Raw genomic sequence first — 20,592 nt, forward strand, 5'->3', positions numbered from 1 at the left:
CTCTTTAGCTAAAAACTAGCTTAGAATCCAAGCAATAAGAAAAATGCTCTTATGTCAATCATCACGGAAAAATTAGATATCCTAGTCCAATTTATTGAAAGCCAAGGGTTTCCAATTCGGTCGCAATTGCAACCTGGATTAAGTCGGAGTGAAATTGAACAAAAAACTAAAGTGCTTTCATTTCAACTGCCTGAAGAATTGTATGAACTTTATCAATGGCATAACGGACAAGGAGAGGAACTTTATTATAACATCCCGCTTTTTCGAGATACTTTTTTTATTTCTCTAGAACAAGCGATAGAAGAGTATGAAGTAGTGCAAGAGTTCCGCGATGGCGAGGAAGATGATTTTTTGATGACCAGTTTTCCTTTTTCAAGTTTTGAAGGAGCCTGGTATATTTTACCTTCCGATTCACAACCATTGCACCCTCAGCTCGAACACCCAGTAATTTCAGTTTTTGAAGGAATTGACGTGATGTATTTGAGTTTTTCTATAATGCTAGAGACGCTGATTCGGTGTTTTTCTGAAGGGGCTTATCAGATTAATTTTGATCGCGAAAATATGCCGATTTTAAGGGTAGTCAATCATAGTCTTGAAATGACAATTATTAAAGCCCTTAATTCGGAAATTTATTAAAGATATTTTTTTATAATTACTATCTTATATATTAAAAATTCAATGGCGTTTGAGAACCCAATGCCTATGGAGATACGAGAGGATGAAGCGCGTAGATTGAAAATCGAGCCGTAAGCTGTTCAGCATTTAAACTTCTGGATCAATCCAGACCATGACTGGGTTTCAGCAACTGAAATCCGCGGTTTAAATGCGTGTTAGCTTAGAACCTTACGCTATTCTTTAAATTAGATTGTAGGGTTTGCCTTGCCTACCATATATCAAGTGTAATCGCGCTTTACCTTGAACCAGTGGAGGAGGATATTAACCTAGGCGAAGGAGCAATCATTCAGGAAATAATGGAGGTTAAGCGATGGTAACGCTACAAATTACAAAAGAGCAAGTTTTTAGTTTAATCGATCAACTATCACCTGAAGAACAAAAAGAAATCTTGCAATATCTCATTGAAAAAACAGACAACCAATTTGATCCTGATGATACCCCTGATGAAATTGCCATCAAACGCCTTAAAGAAGGATTAAAGGAAGCAATAAATGGGGAAACGATTCCTCGATCCCAAATGTGGGATTTAGCCGTTGAAAATCGAAACGGTCAACTAATTCTTATTGTAGAAGTCAAAATTAAAAACAATGTCTCTTCAGAATGGGCAAAAAGATATCGGCGCAATCTTATGGCTCGTTATACTTTTCTCAATGCTCCCTATTTTTTAATGGTCTTCCCAGAGAGAATTTATCTATGGACAAAGCATGATAAAAATTCCACTGATGACAGTGAACCTAACTACAGTATTGATGCAAAATCAATCTTCCAACCGTACTTTGATCGAGCAGGAATCAAAGCTGAAGAAATTAGTGGACACAGCTTTCAGCTAATTGTTAACTCTTGGCTTTGGGAACTTATTATTACTGCTGAAAATCGTCCAGAAAACCTTGATTCTTCTCAGCGTTGGTTAGTTGACTCTGGATTATATGCTGCTTTAGCGAGAGGAAGGTTAAAGCATGAGGTGGCTGCGTGAATATCTATGTTGAAACTAATTTTGTCTTAGAATTAACGTTTGAACAAGAGCAAGGTTCTAGTTGTAAACAAATTCTACAACTGTGTGAAATGAGAAAAGCAAAGCTCATTATTCCCGCCTACAGTCTTGCTGAGCCTCATGAAAAATTACATCGTCAAGCAAAGAACCGCGAAAAACTTCAGCGCTCCTTACAGACTGAATTAAATCAACTTTCACGAACAGCTTCTTATCAAACTCGTCTCAAGAATATTCAAGAAATTAACACTTTGCTGACTCAAAGTAATAAAGAAGAAAGAGACCGCTTCATCAAAAATCGAGAACAAATTCTTAACTGTGGAGAAATTATTTCTCTTACTGCTAACCTTTTAAAGGAAGCAGCTTCCTGTGAACAGAATTATGATTTAACCCCACAAGATGCACTGGTTTATGCTTCAGTCATCAACCATTTGCAAATTAATCAACCCCAACAAGCGTGTTTTTTGAATCGAAACTCAAAAGATTTTGATAATCCTGATATTGTTGATGAACTTGCTCAATTTAACTGTAGGATAATTCCAAAATTTGATGATGGATACAATTTTATTTCCTCGCAGGTGTCACCGTAGAAATAGATTCAGTGCTTTGTCTCACCCACCACAGATCAAGGCTAATCGCGCCTCCTCATCAAAATTTGATAAGATACTTTTAAGCATCAAAGCATTAAATTTATGAAGTTACAAGTTGGTACTTGAACGAGCGCGACGAAGGCGGATATACAGTGTTTGTTCCTTCTCTACCCGATTATATCAGTGAGGGTGAAGACGTTAATGAGGCTTTAGCGAATATTAAGAGCGCGATCGCGCACCGGTTTTAGAGGAAATTGATTTAAATTTAACGGTTGAAGACATTTTTAATTGGTTAAAAATGAAAGCAGGTTGAGTGGATGGAGGCGCATAAATCGCACTGTAAAACCTCCCACTATCCTTTAAATTAGATTGTAGGATAGACAACGCCCACAATATATCAAGGCTCATAGCGCTTTACCTTGAGCCAAAATAAGGGATAAAAGCGCGATCATCTTAGTTTCGAGTCTGCCATGATTTTGGATCGCGTCGAACATGGAAAATTGCAGTAACAACGACACGACTTGAGATGACTCGATAATACACAGCATAGGGAAAACGCTTCACAACTGCCCGTCGAACATCACGATAAGCCACTTGGTATGATTCAGGCATCGAGGAGACACGGTTCAGGGTTTGTTCTACAGAATCTAAAAATTCATCACCCAACCCTAATTTTTGCTTTTCATACCAGTTATAGGCTTCATTCACTTCTTCTTGAACTTCAGGACGAAAAACCAAGACATAATTCATCTATTGTTCTTGATCTTTAACTGATGCTTTAATTTGCTCCCATGTCAATACGTTTTCTGGATTTTCTTCATACTTGCTAATGCGATGATCGAGTTCTTGTTTTTGTGCTTCTGTTAAATTAGGATAACTCTGTTCAACGGCTATACTATCCCAAATCGCAAGGACAAGATCAATTCTTTCTTCAATGTTAAGAGAGTTGATTTCGTTTAAGGTTGCTTTGATATCCATCGGAAAGAGTGGTTGGGTTTCAGTTCATTCTACTAGAAATTGTAGTTTAACCAGTCTAAAAAAAGACTGAGCTATCGAGCCTCGCGCTATCCTTTAATTTAACTTGTAGGGTGGGCATCGCCCACCACAGATCAAGGCTAATCCCGCCTCCTCATCAGAGTTTGATAAGATATTTTTTAAGCATCAAAGCATTAAATTGATGAAGTTACAAGTTGTACTTGAACCCAGCAACGAAGGTGGATATACAGTTTTTGTTCCTTCTCTACCCGATTATATCAGTGAGGGTGAAGACGTTAATGAGGCTTTAGCGAATATTAAGAGCGCGATCGCGCACCGGTTTTAGAGGAGATTGATTTAAATTTAACGGTTGAAGATATTTTTAATTGGTTAAAAATGAAAGCAGGTTGAAGAGTCAAGTAACGAGTCATGCTAAGCGCTTATAAAGTTCAGCATTTTTATTTACAACATAATTAGCTACTTCAGAAAACTCTTGAGCGTTGTGTGTTAACCATTCATTGATTTTTGTTTCTATGATTTCTTCAGTTGTAATACCTTTTTCCTTGGCTAGCTGTTGCAATTGTTGTAGTTTTTCGTCTGGGATTTGAATTGTGAGTGAGTTTATTATCGTTTTAGGAGCCGTCAATTGATTACCATTCTATAATCACCTCTCCATTAATAAGTTCATTGTTCGGTGAATTTTATGTTGGCAATGCCCACCCTTAAAATGTGATATTTGTTGATGCAAAGCATTAGCGATCACTATACTCGTTCCCTTCACTACTGTCGTTATTGTCGAGTAGTATCGAAAATATAAGCCTTTCTCTCTTTGAGGAATTGAAGACATGATGGTAAAAATTAAATCTCTCGCTGTAGTATTATTTGGCTTGACAGTAGTGACGGGATTTTCTTCTCAAGCAGAAATGACCTATAAAGGTACAGTAGAGCGAGTGTGGGAAGATGGTTTTCGACTCAATACAGGCGATCACGTTTTAACCATTGATGCTTGGGATGTTTACGGAGACAATACTCCCCAATCCATCACGGTTGGCGATCAGGTTACCATAACAGGAGAGTTTGAGGGAAGACAATTCGACGCTTTCTCTATTGTCAAACAGAGGCAATCTCAGTCTTCGGATTCCCCATCTCAAGCAGAAATGACCTATAAAGGTACAGTAGAGCGAGTGTGGGAAGATGGTTTTCGACTCAATACAGGCGATCGCGTTTTAACCATTGATGCTTGGGATGTTTACGGAGACAATACTCCCCAATCCATCACGGTTGGCGATCAGGTCACCATAACAGGAGAATTTGATGGAAAACAATTTGACGCTTTCTCTATTGTCAAATAGGAGGAATTTCACTCTTGCCTCTCTTGTTGGCTCGGTGAAATGAAAATCATAATTTTTAGGTGGGCAAAACCCACCCTACCTTAATCTAATAAACAGCTTCCCATTCACTGACTGCATCAATGGGCTTGATGAAATACAAGCGCACCAAATCTGCAAAAATAGCTGTAATTAACGGGAGTTTCCGTAACCGTTTCAACCAACCGGGTGCATTGCTGTTGTCAATGTCGTTGATTTTCCGATTGCGTTCGGCGCAGGTTTCTAAACGTTTGAAAAATTCAGGATGATCCACGTTTAACATCACTGGGAAGGCACGTCCTGCGGTTTCGTTGGTTTTCCGGGTAATATGACGGTCAAATTCGGTTGCGTTTAAGCCTAAAGATTCATAAAAATCTTCCCGTTCATGGACGGTTAGGGTATGGGTTGCGAAAACCGTGAGTAAGAAGAAACGCGCCCAAAGTCTGCCATGCCAAGTTTGCCATAATTGGGGCTGCGATCGCAGCAAGGCCTTAAAGATATCACCATGACGGTTCTCATCCTGACACCAGCTTTCAAACATTTGGAACAGTGGATAAAACTCGTATTCGGGATGCTGTTCTAAATGGCGATAAATGGTGATATAGCGCCAGTAGCCGATTTTTTCTGATAAGTAAACGGCATAAAGCACCCATTCTGGCTTGAAGAAGGTATAAGTGCGATGTTTGGTTAAGTAGCCGAGATCAAGGGTGACATTAAAGTCTTTCATCGCTTTATTCAAAAACCCAGCGTGTCGGGCTTCATCTCGCGCCATGTAGTGGAAAATGTCAGCCAACAACGGATTCCGCCCTTTCAGTTTCCGAGACAGTTCCTTAAACAGCAAAAATCCCGAAAATTCTGAGGTGCAAGACCGTTCTAAGAATTCTAAAAACGCTTCTCTTTTCTTTCCGTCGATATGTTCCCAAGATTTCTCAAATGCTTCGGTACGGACAAAGTGATGGCAATTATAATCCGCCTTCATTTCCGCCACCATCGCCTCTAACTCTGCTTTCTGACTCGATAAGTCCATCTCCGCCATCGCATCAAAGTCGGTGGTGTAAAAGCGAGGCGTGAGTAACGTTTCTTTCATCGAGGTTTTGATTTCCGGTTGGGAGACGGCTGTTGACATAAGTAATTTTTCTCCTTAAAGTTATCCAATGGATATCATAGACATATCTAATGGGTTAAGCACTCTCATTCTCAAATTTTGTAAAGAATTTTACGAATTTAAGTGCAATTAGTAATATATCACTTCATAATCATTAAATGATATAAAAGATTTGAAGAGGGATTGAACCATGAGTCATCTCGCTGAACAACTCCGTGAAGGAACGAAAAAGTCTCATACCGCCTCGGAAAATACTGCGTTTATGAAATGCTTTCTTAAAGGCGTAATGGAGAGAAAGCCCTTTGCTGAACTCACCGCAGATTTGTATTTTGTCTATTCCACCTTAGAAGCCGAAATCTATCGTCATCGGGAACATCCCGTGGTCGGGAAAATTTATTTCCCAGAGTTGGAACGGAAACAAAAACTGGAAGAAGATTTGGCCTTTTATTTCGGAGAAGATTGGCCAAATAAAATTTCTGCGTCTCCGGCGGGACAAGTTTATGTCAATCGCATCAAAGAGATAAGTGAAACGCAACCGGAACGATTAATTGCCCATTCTTATGTGCGTTATATGGGTGATCTTTCCGGTGGACAAAGTTTAAGAAATATTGCCCGTTCTGCGATGGATTTACCCCCGGATAAAGGAACCGGTTTACATGAATTTGATGCACTACCAACAGTGGAAGCAAAACGAGAATTTAAACAAAAATATCGCCAAGCCCTTGATGAAATTAACGTTGATGAAGCAACGGTTCAAGCCATTGTTGATGAAGCCAATGATGTCTTTCGGATGAATCGGGATGTCTTCCATGAATTAGAAGGAGAAATTAAAGAAAGTATTGGTGATCACACCTTTGATCTCCTGACTCGTCAAGATAAACCCGGTAGTACCGAAAAAGCTGTTGCTGTCTAGAAATTAGTAACTAGCTAGCCGTTTGTTTTCCCTTGTTTCTCGTCTGTCCTTGGTAATTACAAGCCAGTTAATCACCAAGGACTAATCACTAATGACCAATGACTCATAACAAAAGAAATGACCATCAAAACCGTTGAATTTAACACCGAACTTTTAAAGAAATACGCTCGTCCTTTACCCCGTTATACCAGTTATCCCCCAGCAACTGAATTAACAGAAACCTTTGATCCGCAAGCCTTTACGAATGCAATAAAAGTGGGAAATAAAAGCCAAACCCCTTTGTCGCTATATTGTCATATTCCTTTTTGTGAAACTCCCTGTTATTTCTGTGGTTGTAATACCTTAATTACCCAAAAAAAAGAAGTAGCCCAACCATATTTAGATTATGTGTTCCGTAATATCGATCAAGTGGCTGGTTTAGTGGATTCCAAACGGAAAGTAAACCAATTACATTGGGGAGGCGGAACCCCAAATTATCTCAATTTAGAACAAGTGGAAAAGTTATGGACAAAGATGAGTGAGACTTTTCCCTTTGAAGAGAATGCAGAAGTTTCCATTGAAATTAATCCCAAATATGTGGATAAGAATTATCTGTTGTTCTTGCGCAGTTTAGGGTTTAATCGCGTTAGCTTTGGCATTCAAGATTTCAACCCGGAAGTCCAAACGGCAATTAATCGGGTGCAAACGGAAACCATGCTATTTAATGTCATGGATTGGATTCGAGAAGCGGGATTTGAAAGTGTGAATGTGGATTTGGTTTATGGCTTACCTTATCAAACCTTAGAAACTTTCCGTAAAACCATTAATAAAACAGTAAAATTAAATCCAGATCGGATTGCAGTCTTCAGTTTTGCTTATGTTCCTTGGTTGAAACCGGTGCAAAAACGACTTCCAGAAACCGCTTTACCCAATAGCGAAGAAAAATTAAGCATTTTGCGGATGTCAATTGAAGAACTAACTTCGCAAGGGTATGTTTTCATTGGCATGGATCATTTTGCCAAACCGGATGATGAACTCGCGATCGCGCAACGAAAAGGGGAATTACATCGCAATTTCCAAGGCTATACCACCAAGCCGGAATCCGATTTACTCTCCTTTGGAATGACGGGAATTAGTATGTTGCATGACGTCTTTACCCAAAACCAAAAACGTCTCAAAGACTACTATCGTGACATTGATGCCAACAAATTTCCCATTGCAAAAGGAGTGCAACTGCACGAAGAAGACCATTTACGACAAGCCATTATTGTTGAATTAATGTGTCAATTTCATATCTCGCCCAAACGATTAGAAGAGAAATATAACATCAAATTGAATGGGAAATTCTCAGACTATTTTGCTGCTGAATTTGCCGATTTACAAGAATTAGCAAAAGATGGTTTAGTCGAAGTTCAAGAAGAAGAAATTGAGGTAACCCCAATCGGACGACTCCTGATTCGGAATATTGCCAGCGTCTTTGATAGCTATTTAAAACAACGGCAAAGTAAAGCCTTTTCCCAATCCATTTAATCCCATCCAGTGGCAATCAAATATTGAAAGACCTTTTTCCTTAGCTTTTTCAAATAGATATTGCTCTAATTCTGGTGGGAGGTTTAAATTTATGGTCATACGTTTCTTTCAAGATCCACTTAAGAGTTTAACCGATTAAAGTTTAAGATATAAGATTCAAATGAACCAATTGTGAAGCGATCGCGCAACGAAAAAGGAAACTGCAGCATCAGTTTCAAGGCTACCCGACAAACCCCGCATCTCATTCATCCCAACTGCACAAATAATATACTTTTACAGAGGCCCAATATTGGTTTGACAAGGTAAAGATTGAATGAATACAGCAGCAACAGTCGCTTTAGGCAAAAATGGTCCGCAAGTGACGCCCCTTGGTGTCGGAACTTGGTCTTGGGGAGATCGTTTATTTTGGGATTATGGCAAAACCTACGACCAAACCCAAGTGCAAGACGCTTTTCAAGCCTCTCTTGAGGCAGGAGTGACCCTATTTGATACAGCAGAAGTGTATGGTTTGGGGGAATCAGAACGGTTATTAGGCACGTTTACGCGAGAACCCAATTGCGCCGCCGCGATCGCGACCAAATATTTTCCCTTACCTTGGCGAGTATTTCCTCAATCAGTCACCGACGCTTTGAGTGAAAGCCTGCAACGCCTGCAAGTTGAAAGCATTCCTTTATATCAAGTGCATACTCCTTTTACGTTCTTCATGACGCAGGAAACGCTCATGGAAGCTTTAGCAGAAGAAGTGAAACAAGGGCGCATTGAAGCTGTTGGGGTAAGTAACTATTCCGCCAGTCAAATGCGGGAAGCCCATGAACACCTGCAAAAACGGGGGGTTCCCCTAGCGAGTAACCAAGTGCCTTATTCTCTGCTCAATCGTAAAATTGAAAGCAATGGGATTTGGCAGACCGCCCAAGAATTAGGGGTTACCGTTATTGCCTACAGTCCCCTTGCCCAAGGTTTACTCACCGGCAAATATACGGGTGAAGAACAACCCACTGGCGCTCGTCGCCTCGATCCCAAGTTTAAGTCCTCTGGTATCAATAAAGTTTCTCCAGTGATTGATTGCTTGCGACAATTAGCAGAAAAATATGAAAAAACCCCTGCCCAGGTCGCTTTAAATTGGCTCATCACTCAAGGAACCATTCCGATTCCCGGGGCAAAGAATGCTAAGCAAGCCCAACAGAATGCCGGTGCTTTGGGGTGGGAACTAAGTCCAGAAGATGCGCAAGAGTTAGATCGGGTAAGCCAGCCTTGGAAAAGTTAACTTGGAAACAAGGCAATAACTAAAGGGCAGTCCCCCTTCGCTACATCCTGCCCTAATGCTTTTGTAGAATTTGTAAGGGGATTTCTTGATTGTCTTGGGGGCTTCCCCAAAACTGTTCCAATGTGGGACCATTTTTGATGCGGCGATCGCGCTTCCCGATCCGCGAATTATTCAACAACCGGGCTGGAAAACTGTCATTCAGGAAAAGTTATTGCAACTCAGTCTGACTTGACCTTGTACCATAGAAAGTAACGGAGTCCTTGCCAATCAGTTTCCAAGTCAGTGCCAATCTATGCAAATCTATCTTGATCACAGTGCAACCACGCCGCCTCATCCGGATGTTATTGCCAAAATGCAAGCGGTTTTAAGCGAGCATTGGGGTAACCCCTCTAGTCTTCATGCCTGGGGAGAACAATCCGCAATGGAAATTGAAATGGCGCGGGTCGAAACAGCGCAGTTAATCAATGCCACGACACCAGAATCCATTATTTTTACCTCGGGTGGAACAGAAGCGGATAATTTTGCCTTACTTGGGGTTGCCGATCAATATGGGTCACCCCAACATTTAATTATCTCTAGTGTGGAACATTCGGCAATTGAAAAGACAGCCCAGCGTTTAGAAGCTAGGGGATGGGAAGTGACTCGTTTGCCTGTGAATCAACAAGGGCGGATTCATCCTTGGGATTTAGAACAAGCGATTCAAAGTAATACAGTCTTGGTTTCCATTATCTACGGACAAAGCGAGGTGGGAACCTTACAGCCGATCGCGCAATTGGGAAAAATCGCCCGCGCCAGAGGAATTTTATTCCATACCGATGCCGTGCAAGTGGCTGGACGATTACCCATCGATGTCCAACAACTCCCCGTCGATTTACTTTCTCTTTCCGGTCATAAAATGTATGGGGTGCAAGGGGCAGGTGCCTTATATGTGCGCGAAGGTGTAGCAATACAACCCTTGCTGACAGGGGGCGGACAAGAAAGACAATTGCGATCCGGCACCCAAGCCGTGGGCGCGATCGCGGCGTTAGGGGTTGCGGCGAAACTTGCCCGGTTAGCCCTGCCCACAGAAACCCCACGTTTGGAAGGGTTACGGAACCAATTATTTGCGTTACTTGCCGATTGTCCCTATTTAATTCCCACTGGTGATTGCAGCGATCGGTTGCCTCATCATGTTAGTTTTGCCGTTCATAGCCCCACCGAACCGATTACCGGGAAAACCCTAGTGCGCCAATTAAACTTAGCCGGAATCGGGATTAGTGCGGGCTCAGCGTGTGATAGTGGTAAACTGAAACCGAGTCCTATTTTGCTGGCAATGGGCTATTCTCAAGCAATGTCTTTAGCCGGCATCCGGTTAACGTTAGGCCGCAGTACCACCGCAGCAGATATCGAGTGGACAGCACTGGTGTTAAAACAAGTTTTACAACGCTTAATTGAAGAATCAAGTTTGGTATTAGCAAGATAAAGTGATGATGGAGTTTCCAACAACCTTAGAAAGCGCGATCGCGCAAGCGAAACAGTCAACGCTCACTGCCTTAGAATCGGGCTTAACTCGTTTACAAGTCGAACTTAAAATTCCAGAAATCGCCCTGAAAGGAGAAGTCATTGCCAAAGAATTTGCCGATCTCTTTGAAGATGATTATGGATCAGGGTTAAAAGTTCTGTTTCCCGATACTGGTGCGGCGGCTTTAGCGCGACGGAATTGGTCAGAGGTTTCATTTCGAGTCAATGATTTAGGCAGTCGGAATGTTCCCATCGAAAATAAAGTATCAGAAGAAGACCAGCTTTTCTTACTGGTTTCTCCCTCAGCAGTAGAAGTGCAAAAAGTCGAGAAGCTTTGTAATCTCGCTGGTGATCGTCCGGTTATTCTCTTGATTCCCCAGCTAGAAGATGTTGCTACGGTTGGTATTGGTTACGCCGCCCGTCAACTACGAGAACGATTTTTAAGTACCCTGGAAAGCTGCTATTATTTGCAACCCCTAGATGAGGCTGCCATCCTAAAATCTTATCCTTCCGGTTGGCAAATCTGGATTGAAAAAGAAGAGAATAATTATGAATTCTTTTGCGAAGAACCAGAAAAACCAGTTGGTGATACGTTAGATCGCTTACTGCGAAAAGCAGCCGGAGAAGATGTTTCTGCAGAAGAAACTCCCGCATTTACGAGTAAATCGGCGAGAAAACAAGGAATTTTTGATAGTTTGCAACGCTTTTTAAAAGCCCTCAGCCAGTAATTAATAATTACTAATGAGGAGACAAAGTGAGGGGGAGTTGGAGTAAGGGGGAGACATGGGAGACATGGGAGACATGGGAGACATGGGAGACACGGAGAGACAGTGAACCAATGACCAATGACTAATGACTAATGACCAATGACCAATGACCAATGACTAATAACCAATGACTATGAATCTTGCATTTGATATTGCCAACCTGTTTGTTTTACCCTTTTGGGCATTAATGATCTTCCTTCCGAATTGGGGCGTTACGAAAAAAGTAATGTCTTCTTTTCTACCCTTTATTATTTTAGTCGGCTTTTATATTTTCTTTTTTGCTAATACCCTCAATACAGAATCAGCAGCAGCGTTATCCAATCCTGATTTACCGACCATTACCCAATTCTTTGGTGAAGAAAGTGCCGCTGCAACCGGATGGGCACACTTTTTAGTGATGGATTTATTTGTGGGGCGTTGGGTGTATTGGCAAGGACAAGAAAAAGGAATTTTTACCGTTCATTCCATTATTTTATGTCTATTTGCCGGTCCGATTGGACTCCTGTCCCATATAATTACGGCTTGGATTACCGAACAATTCTTTAAAAAATCAGAAACCACAGAAGCAACTTCTAGTTAAGAGATAGACCCATGAATGATACTCTCCGGCGCTTTAAGTCGCAGCCTTGGAAACCCCTGTTTCTTGTTTCGTTAATTACAGTTGCTATTGCCAGCGCGATCGACTATTTACTGATTTTCCTGATTTCTAATGTTCCGGGAATACAACAAAGTGTCTCCCTCCTTCTATCGCCCCCTCTCGGTATTTTACTGCCTTTAGCTGCCGCTGCTGGTGTCGGGGTATTGGGGGTTGCGGTTTGTGATCGCTTCCAATCTCAGATCTTCCTCAATGCAGGAAGTTTATGGGCATTAGTCCTATGTTTGGCGATTATTTTAGGGTTAAGCGGATTGTTGCCATTACCCAGCTTTTTAGTTCGTTTGTCTTATCCTGGGTTGCTGGGGATGATGGTAGGGGTTTTTTGGAAAGGACGCAATTATTGGCGTTAATGAATCGTGTTTTTCAAACAAGAAAAAAAGGAGATGGGGTAAACTCCCATCTCCTTTTTGTTTAGACCAGTAATTGGCTACTGATTCTGTTGCATTTGCGGAACATATTGTTCTTTTTCCGGGATATCTGTATATTCAGAAAGAATTTGACGGAACTCATCCCCATCAATGGTTTCTTTCTCAATGAGCAAGTCCACTAAACGGTCAATGGCAACGCGGTTGTCGCGAATAATTTGACGAGCGTTGTGATGACACTGTTCGATAATTTCCCGCACTTGGGAATCAATCCGAGAAGCAATTTCTTCAGAATACTCAGAGCGATTCATTAAACCGCCACCGAGGAAGACTTCGCTGTTTTGACTTTCTAAGGATAAAGGACCAAGATCCGACATACCAAAGCGAGTGACCATTTGACGGGCCATTGCTGTTAGCTGTTGTAAGTCGCCGCCAGCACCCGAGGTAACTTCCGCATCGCCAAAGACTTCCTCTTCAGCTGCACGACCGCCTAAAGCACCAGTAATGCGAGCTTTCAGCTGCGATCGCGAGACCAGGCTTTGTTCTTCACTGGGAGTAAACCAGGTTAGCCCTTGCGCTTGTCCCCGAGGAATCAAGGTTACTTTTTGTACCGGATCGTGAGCGGGGATTAAGGTCCCGATAATGGCATGACCCACTTCGTGGTAAGCAATCAAGCGTTTGCTCTTACTATCTACTAACGGGGTGCCTTCCATACCAGCAACCACCCGATCCACGGCATCGTCAATTTCAGCAAGGGTAATGGCTGATTTGCGACGACGAGCGGTTAAAATCGCTGCCTCGTTGAGGAGGTTTGCTAAATCCGCGCCGGTAAAGCCAGGAGTGCGTCGGGCAATGGATTCTAATGAAACATCAGGGTCTAACTTCTTATTCCGAGCGTGAACATTGAGGATAGAAATCCGTCCTTTCACATCCGGTGCATCAACAGTAATCTGCCGGTCGAAGCGTCCGGGACGTAAGAGGGCTGTATCGAGAACATCCGGGCGGTTTGTCGCAGCAATAATGATGATACCAGTATTGCCTTCAAACCCATCCATTTCTGTCAGTAACTGGTTCAGGGTTTGTTCCCGTTCATCATTACCACCGCCGATACCTGCACCACGCTGACGACCAACGGCGTCAATTTCATCAATAAAGATGAGGCAAGGAGCATTTTCTTTTGCTTTCTTGAAGAGGTCACGAACCCGTGAGGCACCGACCCCAACAAACATTTCCACAAATTCAGAACCCGAGATACTGAAGAAGGGAACGCCCGCTTCACCAGCAATTGCTTTGGCTAATAAAGTTTTTCCGGTTCCCGGTGGTCCGATGAGTAATGCTCCTTTCGGAATTTTTGCCCCCACTGCGGTAAAGCGTTCCGGCTGCTTGAGGAAGGTGACCACTTCTTGCAGCTCTTCTTTCGCTTCTTCCACACCGGCAACATCATCAAAAAGAACGCCAGTTTTTGCTTCCATTTGGAAACGAGCGCGAGATTTCCCGAAGTTCATCGCTTGTCCGGGACCGCCACCAGCGTTGTTGGAGCGACGGAAGAGGAAAAATAGAGCCCCAATCAATAAAATGGGGAAGATTAAATTGCCTAAGAAGCCCCACAGTGCGCCATTATCTCCGCTCTCATGGGAGTCAATCGCCACGTCAGCTTCTCGCATTTTTGTAATCAGTTCTGGGGCATTTTCTGGGAGGTCAACGCGATAACGTTGGGTACTGCCACTAATTTGCGGATCGCTCGCTTCGACAATCGCAGTTCTGCCATTATCGTACAGATCAACGGCTTGTACGCGCTCCGATTCTAAATATTCTAAAAAGCGACCGTAGCTCAGTCGTGTATTTGCAGTGTTACCACCACTGAGGTCTCCACCATTCGGAGAGAACGTTCCTTGCCAGAGGAAAAAACCAACGACAAGAATTGGTAATGTCCAGAGTAGAATTACCCGCCAAGGTAGTTTCATTTTTTAAGTCCTTTTGTGTGTCTAACAATAATGCTTAAATTAAGCTTTTCTCTTGAACTTCTTCCTTCGGGAAGATTTTTTTAAGGGTCTTGTAACCTTCTATTTTATTCTTTGACTATCTTAATTTAACTTAACATATTTCTCAGGCAGTTATCAAAATGAGGCATCAATTATGTCTTAGGCGATAGACGGGCTAAATCATCAGGCGTATCAATATCAATTAATCCCTCAGGAAAAGGAATTCTTAATACTTTTGATTGATTAGAATTAATAATTTGTCTAGCACCCCGATCACCCTCAATTATGGTTAGTTCTGGAAATAAGGTTTGATCGAATAGAGCTGGCACGCCGATTACTTCACCGTATTGAGACGCAACAATCGGATAATTTCCGGTTGCATAGCCATTGATCAATGCTTGAAGGAGAGGAGTTGAAACAAAAGGTTGGTCGCAAAGCATTAAGATAATGGCATTCAAGTCAGGCGCGATCGCGCGCATTTTTTTGAGTCCACAGCGCAGAGAACTCGCCATCCCCGTTGACCACTGTTCATTCCAGGCAATCTCGATGTTGTAAGCCCTCAATTTGGGCTTAATTTGAGAGGCATTTGCTCCCAAAACCACTACAATGGGCTGACAATGAGAGGCGATGGCAACGCCTGTTATCTGTTCGATGAGGGATTTGCCCTGATAAGAGATCAGTTGTTTCGGTTGTCCGAAGCGGGTAGATGCCCCCGCTGCTAGGATAACGATGCCGATCTTGCCCATGACGATTGAGTGGAGGTGTGAATTGAACCAGCGCGATTGCGTAAAAATCCCCCAGTTCGTCCGCCGAGTACCGCTTGAATTTCTGCGATAATCGAAAGCGCAATGGCTTCTGGGGTTTCTGCACCTAAATCTAAGCCCACCGGATTATACACGCGCTGCTGTTGTTGTGGGGTTGGGATGATATTGTCGGCTGCTAAATCCTGCCACAATTGGTTCATACGGTGCTTGGGTCCTAAAACTCCCAGATAACCGATAGAAGAAGGAATCAGATGTTTGAGGAAAGCGCGATCGCTGAGATAGCGATGGGTCATGACCACAGCAACCGCTTGCGGAGTGAGAAGATGCTGATAAGAGTCCGCCGGATCTGGTTTACACTCCAACAGCTGATCGGCTTCCGGAAATCGATCGCGCGTTAGGTACTCCTCCCGATGATCAATTACCGTTACCTGCCAACCCAGTTGTTTGGCGAACTGCACCACAGGAATCGCATCATATCCGGCACCAAATACCAATAAGGGAACCGAGGGAGGAATGACTTCCAACAGGACACTAATTTGACCTTCCGGGAAGGTATAGGATTGAATGCGAGTATGTTGCTCGTTGAGTGTTTTCTCCGTTTCTTTCCTCAGAATTTGAGCAATTTCAGGATTTTCAATCTGGTTAATCACCATTCCATCTGCTTTCATCATCACTCGGGTGCCAACTTGGAGGTTAGAGACTCCTTCCACCGCAAAAACAGTTGCTATTACACCCACCTGCTGGGATTGTAAACAGTCTTGGATGAAAGAGAGTTGTTCCCTTGCCGACGTTTCACTCAAAGATTCAATGAGAACATCCACCATGCCATTGCATCCCATCCCAAAGCCGAATAACAGATCTTCCTCATGATTCATCGTGTCATATTGCACGACAACAGGAGAACCTCCTTCTTTGAAAAGGGATTGCGCCCGTGCTAGCACATCTGCTTCTAAACAGCCCCCACTAATCCCGCTAATCATCTCTCCCGCTTCGGTGAGTAGCATCCGCGCCCCGGCACGACGATACACCGAACCGCTGGTTTGCACAACCGTGGCTAAAGCAGTGCGTTGCCCTCTCTTTTGACTCTGTTCAAAGCCTTGCAGAATACGCTGTAACTCATTCATGGGCAACTCTTTATTCCCTTGTTCTTCAAGACACTCTAGTGGGCAAACAATTTTGTATTGAGGGAGGAGTTTGCTGATTTTTCCTCCCTTGTCTCCTTGTCCTCACCCGACTTATGATTTCAAAACTGACGAACTACTAGGAAAGCAGCTGATCGGGGGTCAGAGGTAAACTGCGTAATCGCTTGCCTGTGGCATGATAAATGGCATTGGCGACTGCGGCAGCAACCCCGGTAATCCCAATTTCCCCCACACCTCGCACGCCTAAGGGATTGAAATTATAATCCGGTTCTCCCACAAACGTCACATCAATGCGGGGAATATCAGCGTGGGTGGGATAGTGATAGGTTGCCAAATCATAAACCACGGGATAACCGGTTGGGGGGTCAAAATGACACGCCTCCATCAAGGCTTCTCCAATCCCCATAATGACACCCCCTCGAATTTGACTTGCCGCAGCTTTCGCATTCAGCACTTGCCCAATATTCATCACCGAAACCCAGCGTGTAATCTGGACTCGTCCGATTTCTTCATCCACCGTGACCTCACAAAAATGAGCGCCCCAGGAGTGAAACGCCCATTGCTGGCCTTCTTTACCAGGGGCAGTAGAAGCAGTGGCTTCAAAATGAGTTTGTCCAGACTGTTGCAGGGCGGTACAGGCTTCAGCAACGCTCTGACAGTTTGCCACTTGTAGTACATCTTGACTTGCCTTAAACACCGTAGGCGCAAGAGAAGCCGTCATCATTGACCCTCCTGCCATCCCGCCATCGGGGAAATTGGAATCGCCCAGTTCCACCGTTACTTGCTCAACTGAAATGCCTAAGGCTTCCGCAGCAGTCATCGCAACCATCGTGTAAGCCCCCGTGCCAATATCATTGGCAGCGGTGAGGACATGAACCTTGCCATCTGGGAATAATTGCACCGTCACTGATGTCCCCATCCCTCGCAAAGCAGGAAAAGCCGACGCCGCCATGCCCCATCCCACCAATTTGCCATCGCGAGTTTGACCAACGGTCTCAGCAGGCGCCTCCCGTTTAGGGAGGCGTAATCTGTGACTCCGAGGCTGAGGGGAACGGTCTTTCCAGCCGAAGCGTTCAGCACCGACTTGCAGACACTCTCTAAAGTGTTTTGCCGAGAAGGGTAAGCCGGTGCGCTGGTGTTCAGCGGTTTCATTTTGCAGTCGCAGTTCTACTGGATCGATCTCTAACGCATAAGCGAGTTCATCCATCGCGGATTCGATTGCCCACATCCCTGGTGCTTCGCCGGGTGCGCGCATAAATGTAGGAACCCCAACGTTTAAGATCCCCACTTCTTGATTAAGCTGAAGGTTGGGGGCTTGATACATCACTGGGGTAACACTGGTACACGGTTCGGGAAACATTTCCACCGGAGAAGTACACGATCGCGCATTGTGAGAAATGCCCAGTAGTTTCCCTGCTGTTGTTGCTGCCAGGTGAAGCGTTTGTTCGGTTTCTGAACGATGTCCGGTATTAGCGGTCATTTGCCGACGAGTCACCACCAACTTTAGAGGACGCTGGAGAATACGGGCAGCAGCAGCACAGAGAATGCCATGAGACCAAGGAAATGCCTTTGAGCCAAACGCGCCACCAATGTAAGGAGTAACAATTCTGACATTTTCTGAGGGAAGGTTAAACAATTGGGCATAGGTGCGTTGCGTTCCCATGACAAATTGAGAGGGTTCGTAAACTGTGAGGGAGTCTGCGTCTTGCCAATGAGCGATAATGGCATGAGGCTCCATCGGCGCGTGAAGTTCCGTGGAAGTGGTATAGGTGGCTTCAATCCTGGCGGTAGCATCAGCAATTCCCGCTTCAAAATTGCCAGTCGCAAATTCCCCCTTAGTAAAGGTCATTGCTTCCCCAAACATGGACATAGCTGTTTCATAAGTGGCGTCTTGCCCATCGATGACAGGGGATTCAACGTCATAGTCCACTTCGATTAACTGCGCTGCTTCTCGCGCTTGTTCCAAGGTATCAGCAACCACTAAGCCAATAATTTGTCCTGCATAGTGAATTTGGTTATCGGCGAGGGGGAGACGGCTTTCATAGATTTTGGAGTTGAGGAAGTTATTATCCGGCGGATGAATTGCTGGTGCGTTTTCGTGGGTAAAGACGGCAATGACACCAGGGCTTTGTTCCGCTCTTGAGGTATTGATCGCTCGGATCTGACCTTTAGCAATGGTTGAGGTAACTAAATAACCATGAATGATTCCGGGAATAGAATGTTCAGCACTATAGGTCGCCGTTCCCAAAACTTTTGCTAAACCGTCTTTGCGACTAACAGATGTGCCAACCACTTTCTTCATACAATGCCTCCTCCCTGTGCCGAAATCGTGAGTGCGCGTTTGATCGCTCTTTTGCTCATTTTGACTTTAAATTGATTGTGAGCGAGAGGTTGAGCATCCTCTAGGGCAACTTCTGCTGCTTGCTCAAAGGTGGTTGCTGTGGCGGGTTTTCCTTGTAAAAAGGCTTCGGTCTCTAATAAACGCCACGGTTTATGGGCTACACCGCCTAACGCCAAATGAACTTGCTGAATCATGTCGTTTTGTACGCTTACCATTGCTGCAACGGAAACAAGCGCAAAGGAATAAGACGCGCGATCGCGCAATTTTAAATAAACCCCCGTTTTTGCCGCTGGATTTGGCGGTAACCTCACCGCAGTAATTAAATCCCCAGTTTCCAAGTTGGTATCTTGCTGCGGGGTATCCCCCGGTAAACGATGAAACTCACTAAATGGAATTTCTCGCTTGCCATTTGTCCCTTCCACTTCAACCACTGCATCAAGGGCAGCCAGCGCCACACACATATCAGAGGGATGAACCGCAACACAATGCTCACTCGCTCCCAAAATGGCGTGCATTCGATTAATTCCTTCCCGTGCGGAACACCCGCTCTCAGGTTGCCGTTTATTACAAGCAAAAGCCGTGTCATAGTAATAAGGACAGCGCGTCCGTTGCAGTAAGTTTCCTCCCACTGTTGCCATATTCCGAATTTGTTGGGAAGCACCGGCTAAAATGGCACGGGAGAGCAACGGATAATCTTGTCGGATTTGAGGATGATTGGCAAGGGCGGTATTCGTAACCATTGCACCGATTTTAACGCCCCCATCCGATAGAACATTAATTTCTTTGAGAGCAAGCCGAGAGACATCAATTAGTGTGGAAGTATCATCAAGGAAGGCTTTTAAGCGATCCACTAAGTTCGTTCCGCCTGCAATAAAGCAGGTATCTTGATTAGCGTGTTCCACTGCTTCTTGTGTGGAAGTTGCCCGGAGATAAGAAAAATTCTTCATTCTGGAGTTTGCTCCACAAAAATAGCGGCAGCGGGAGAGGGCGGAGTCTGCCCGGCAGCTTGTTGCACCGCAGCAACAATGCCATTGTAGGCACTACAGCGACACAGGTTGCCACTGAGTCGTTCTTTAATTTCTGCTTCTGATAAAGCTTCCAATGGCGGGGAAGAAGTTAAGTCAGGGGTGATGGCACTAACATTACCGTGTTTAATTTCATCAAGCAAAGCAACAGCGGCACAAATTTGACCCGGTGTACAATAGCCACACTGAAAGCCATCATTTTCAATAAAAGCAGCTTGCACCGGATGAAGTTGTTCAGGAGTTCCTAATCCTTCAATGGTGGTAATAGTTTTCCCTTCCTGCATGATGGCTAAGGAAAGACAAGAATAAATTCGTTCTCCATCAATGAGGACAGTGCAAGCCCCACACTGCCCGTGGTCACATCCTTTTTTACTGCCAGTGAGTCCTAACTGCTCTCGCAGCACATCGAGTAATGTCACTCGCGGTTCAATCTTTACCGCGTAAGAGTTTCCATTAATGTTAAGTGTGACTCGGGTTTCTGCTTGAATCAGAGAATGACGTGCTGATGTCGCTGATTGAGTCTCAAGTTCTTCCGGGTTTGGATTGACCATTTCCAATATTAATTGAGTGGTGATTGTATTTACTTGTAACCGCCAAGCAACAGGAGCATTTGTTAACTATTTCAAAAATAACAAATCAACTACACTAAACCTCCCCTAAGCAAA

At 43.9% G+C, this 20,592-nt stretch carries 22 protein-coding genes and 1 pseudogene; 13 read left to right on the forward strand and 10 right to left on the reverse strand.

Annotated features, from left to right (window positions below; translation table 11 throughout):
- Positions 1–51: 51 nt before the first annotated feature.
- From GVY04_08165 to GVY04_08175, 3 genes are all read left to right on the forward strand, one after another.
- Positions 52–636 carry a hypothetical protein gene (locus GVY04_08165; GenBank protein NBD16111.1) on the forward strand — a complete coding sequence of 195 codons (585 nt, stop codon included), beginning with the start codon at positions 52–54 and terminating at the stop codon, positions 634–636.
- Between the two features lie 556 nt (positions 637–1,192).
- Positions 1,193–1,648 (forward strand): hypothetical protein, encoded by a 456-nt coding sequence (locus GVY04_08170; protein ID NBD16112.1) that lies wholly within the window; start codon positions 1,193–1,195, stop codon positions 1,646–1,648.
- The gene (locus tag GVY04_08175) at positions 1,645–2,253 is read left to right on the forward strand and encodes a DUF4935 domain-containing protein (GenBank protein NBD16113.1); all 609 of its coding nucleotides are present in this window, start codon (positions 1,645–1,647) and stop codon (positions 2,251–2,253) included. Before GVY04_08170 ends, GVY04_08175 begins: the two co-directional genes overlap by 4 nt.
- A gap of 453 nt (positions 2,254–2,706) precedes the next feature.
- On the opposite strand, the gene GVY04_08180 is transcribed toward GVY04_08175, so the two are convergent.
- Together GVY04_08180 and GVY04_08185 are read right to left on the reverse strand one after the other, a co-directional pair.
- The gene (locus GVY04_08180) at positions 2,707–3,003 is read right to left on the reverse strand and encodes a type II toxin-antitoxin system RelE/ParE family toxin (protein NBD16114.1); all 297 of its coding nucleotides are present in this window, start codon (positions 3,001–3,003) and stop codon (positions 2,707–2,709) included.
- Positions 3,004–3,231: a hypothetical protein gene (locus tag GVY04_08185; GenBank protein NBD16115.1), complete on the reverse strand. Its 228-nt coding sequence runs from the start codon at positions 3,229–3,231 to the stop codon at positions 3,004–3,006.
- A 199-nt stretch (positions 3,232–3,430) separates the two neighbouring features.
- On the opposite strand from GVY04_08185, the gene GVY04_08190 reads away from it, so the two are divergent.
- On the forward strand, positions 3,431–3,574 hold the full coding sequence (locus GVY04_08190; GenBank protein ID NBD16116.1) for a type II toxin-antitoxin system HicB family antitoxin: 144 nt from the start codon (positions 3,431–3,433) through the stop codon (positions 3,572–3,574).
- 81 nt (positions 3,575–3,655) lie between these two features.
- Here GVY04_08190 and GVY04_08195 read toward each other — a convergent pair whose 3' ends face one another.
- Positions 3,656–3,853, reverse strand: a complete 198-nt coding sequence (locus GVY04_08195; protein ID NBD16117.1) for a DNA-binding protein — start codon at positions 3,851–3,853, stop codon at positions 3,656–3,658.
- A 223-nt stretch (positions 3,854–4,076) separates the two neighbouring features.
- Between GVY04_08195 and GVY04_08200 the strand changes: the two are divergent.
- Positions 4,077–4,343, forward strand: a pseudogene (locus GVY04_08200) (hypothetical protein).
- Between the two features lie 322 nt (positions 4,344–4,665).
- On the opposite strand, the gene acsF reads toward GVY04_08200, so the two are convergent.
- A complete protein-coding gene (gene acsF, locus GVY04_08205) occupies positions 4,666–5,721 on the reverse strand; it encodes a magnesium-protoporphyrin IX monomethyl ester (oxidative) cyclase (protein NBD16118.1) in 1,056 nt (351 codons plus the stop codon).
- A gap of 169 nt (positions 5,722–5,890) precedes the next feature.
- Here acsF and GVY04_08210 point away from each other — a divergent pair, with 169 nt between their 5' ends.
- The 8 genes from GVY04_08210 to GVY04_08245 all read left to right on the forward strand — a co-directional run bounded on the left by GVY04_08210 (position 5,891) and on the right by GVY04_08245 (position 12,658).
- The gene (locus GVY04_08210) at positions 5,891–6,613 is read left to right on the forward strand and encodes a heme oxygenase (protein ID NBD16119.1); all 723 of its coding nucleotides are present in this window, start codon (positions 5,891–5,893) and stop codon (positions 6,611–6,613) included.
- A gap of 117 nt (positions 6,614–6,730) precedes the next feature.
- Complete coding sequence (hemN, locus tag GVY04_08215; protein NBD16120.1) at positions 6,731–8,122, forward strand: oxygen-independent coproporphyrinogen III oxidase; 1,392 nt, start codon at positions 6,731–6,733, stop codon at positions 8,120–8,122.
- Positions 8,123–8,435: 313 nt separating this feature from the next.
- Positions 8,436–9,386, forward strand: coding sequence for an aldo/keto reductase (locus tag GVY04_08220; GenBank protein NBD16121.1), 951 nt, complete (start codon positions 8,436–8,438; stop codon positions 9,384–9,386).
- Between the two features lie 85 nt (positions 9,387–9,471).
- Positions 9,472–9,618 (forward strand): hypothetical protein, encoded by a 147-nt coding sequence (locus tag GVY04_08225; protein NBD16122.1) that lies wholly within the window; start codon positions 9,472–9,474, stop codon positions 9,616–9,618.
- A 60-nt stretch (positions 9,619–9,678) separates the two neighbouring features.
- On the forward strand, positions 9,679–10,848 hold the full coding sequence (locus tag GVY04_08230; GenBank protein NBD16123.1) for an aminotransferase class V-fold PLP-dependent enzyme: 1,170 nt from the start codon (positions 9,679–9,681) through the stop codon (positions 10,846–10,848).
- A 4-nt stretch (positions 10,849–10,852) separates the two neighbouring features.
- Entirely contained in the window at positions 10,853–11,614 is a 762-nt protein-coding gene (locus tag GVY04_08235) for a DUF1995 family protein (GenBank protein ID NBD16124.1), read from the forward strand.
- 166 nt (positions 11,615–11,780) lie between these two features.
- The gene (locus GVY04_08240; protein ID NBD16125.1) at positions 11,781–12,233 is read left to right on the forward strand and encodes a DUF4281 domain-containing protein; all 453 of its coding nucleotides are present in this window, start codon (positions 11,781–11,783) and stop codon (positions 12,231–12,233) included.
- A gap of 11 nt (positions 12,234–12,244) precedes the next feature.
- On the forward strand, positions 12,245–12,658 hold the full coding sequence (locus GVY04_08245) for a peptide chain release factor 1 (protein ID NBD16126.1): 414 nt from the start codon (positions 12,245–12,247) through the stop codon (positions 12,656–12,658).
- Positions 12,659–12,735: 77 nt separating this feature from the next.
- Here the strand turns inward: GVY04_08245 and hflB are convergent, their stop codons facing one another.
- The 6 genes from hflB to GVY04_08275 form a co-directional block, all read right to left on the reverse strand.
- A complete protein-coding gene (gene hflB, locus GVY04_08250) occupies positions 12,736–14,637 on the reverse strand; it encodes an ATP-dependent zinc metalloprotease FtsH (protein ID NBD16127.1) in 1,902 nt (633 codons plus the stop codon).
- A 170-nt stretch (positions 14,638–14,807) separates the two neighbouring features.
- Entirely contained in the window at positions 14,808–15,401 is a 594-nt protein-coding gene (locus tag GVY04_08255) for an NTP transferase domain-containing protein (protein NBD16128.1), read from the reverse strand.
- Positions 15,374–16,543, reverse strand: coding sequence for an XdhC/CoxI family protein (locus GVY04_08260; GenBank protein NBD16129.1), 1,170 nt, complete (start codon positions 16,541–16,543; stop codon positions 15,374–15,376). The genes GVY04_08255 and GVY04_08260 overlap by 28 nt, the downstream gene beginning before the upstream one ends.
- 136 nt (positions 16,544–16,679) lie before the next feature.
- On the reverse strand, positions 16,680–18,863 hold the full coding sequence (locus tag GVY04_08265; protein NBD16130.1) for a molybdopterin-dependent oxidoreductase: 2,184 nt from the start codon (positions 18,861–18,863) through the stop codon (positions 16,680–16,682).
- Positions 18,860–19,849, reverse strand: coding sequence for a xanthine dehydrogenase family protein subunit M (locus tag GVY04_08270; GenBank protein NBD16131.1), 990 nt, complete (start codon positions 19,847–19,849; stop codon positions 18,860–18,862). The genes GVY04_08265 and GVY04_08270 overlap by 4 nt, the downstream gene beginning before the upstream one ends.
- Positions 19,846–20,478, reverse strand: coding sequence for a 2Fe-2S iron-sulfur cluster binding domain-containing protein (locus GVY04_08275; GenBank protein NBD16132.1), 633 nt, complete (start codon positions 20,476–20,478; stop codon positions 19,846–19,848). Before GVY04_08275 ends, GVY04_08270 begins: the two co-directional genes overlap by 4 nt.
- Between the last annotated feature and the right edge of the window lie 114 nt (positions 20,479–20,592).

It is taken from the genome of Cyanobacteria bacterium GSL.Bin1 (assembly GCA_009909085.1).
Classification (GTDB): Bacteria; Cyanobacteriota; Cyanobacteriia; order Cyanobacteriales; family Rubidibacteraceae; genus Halothece.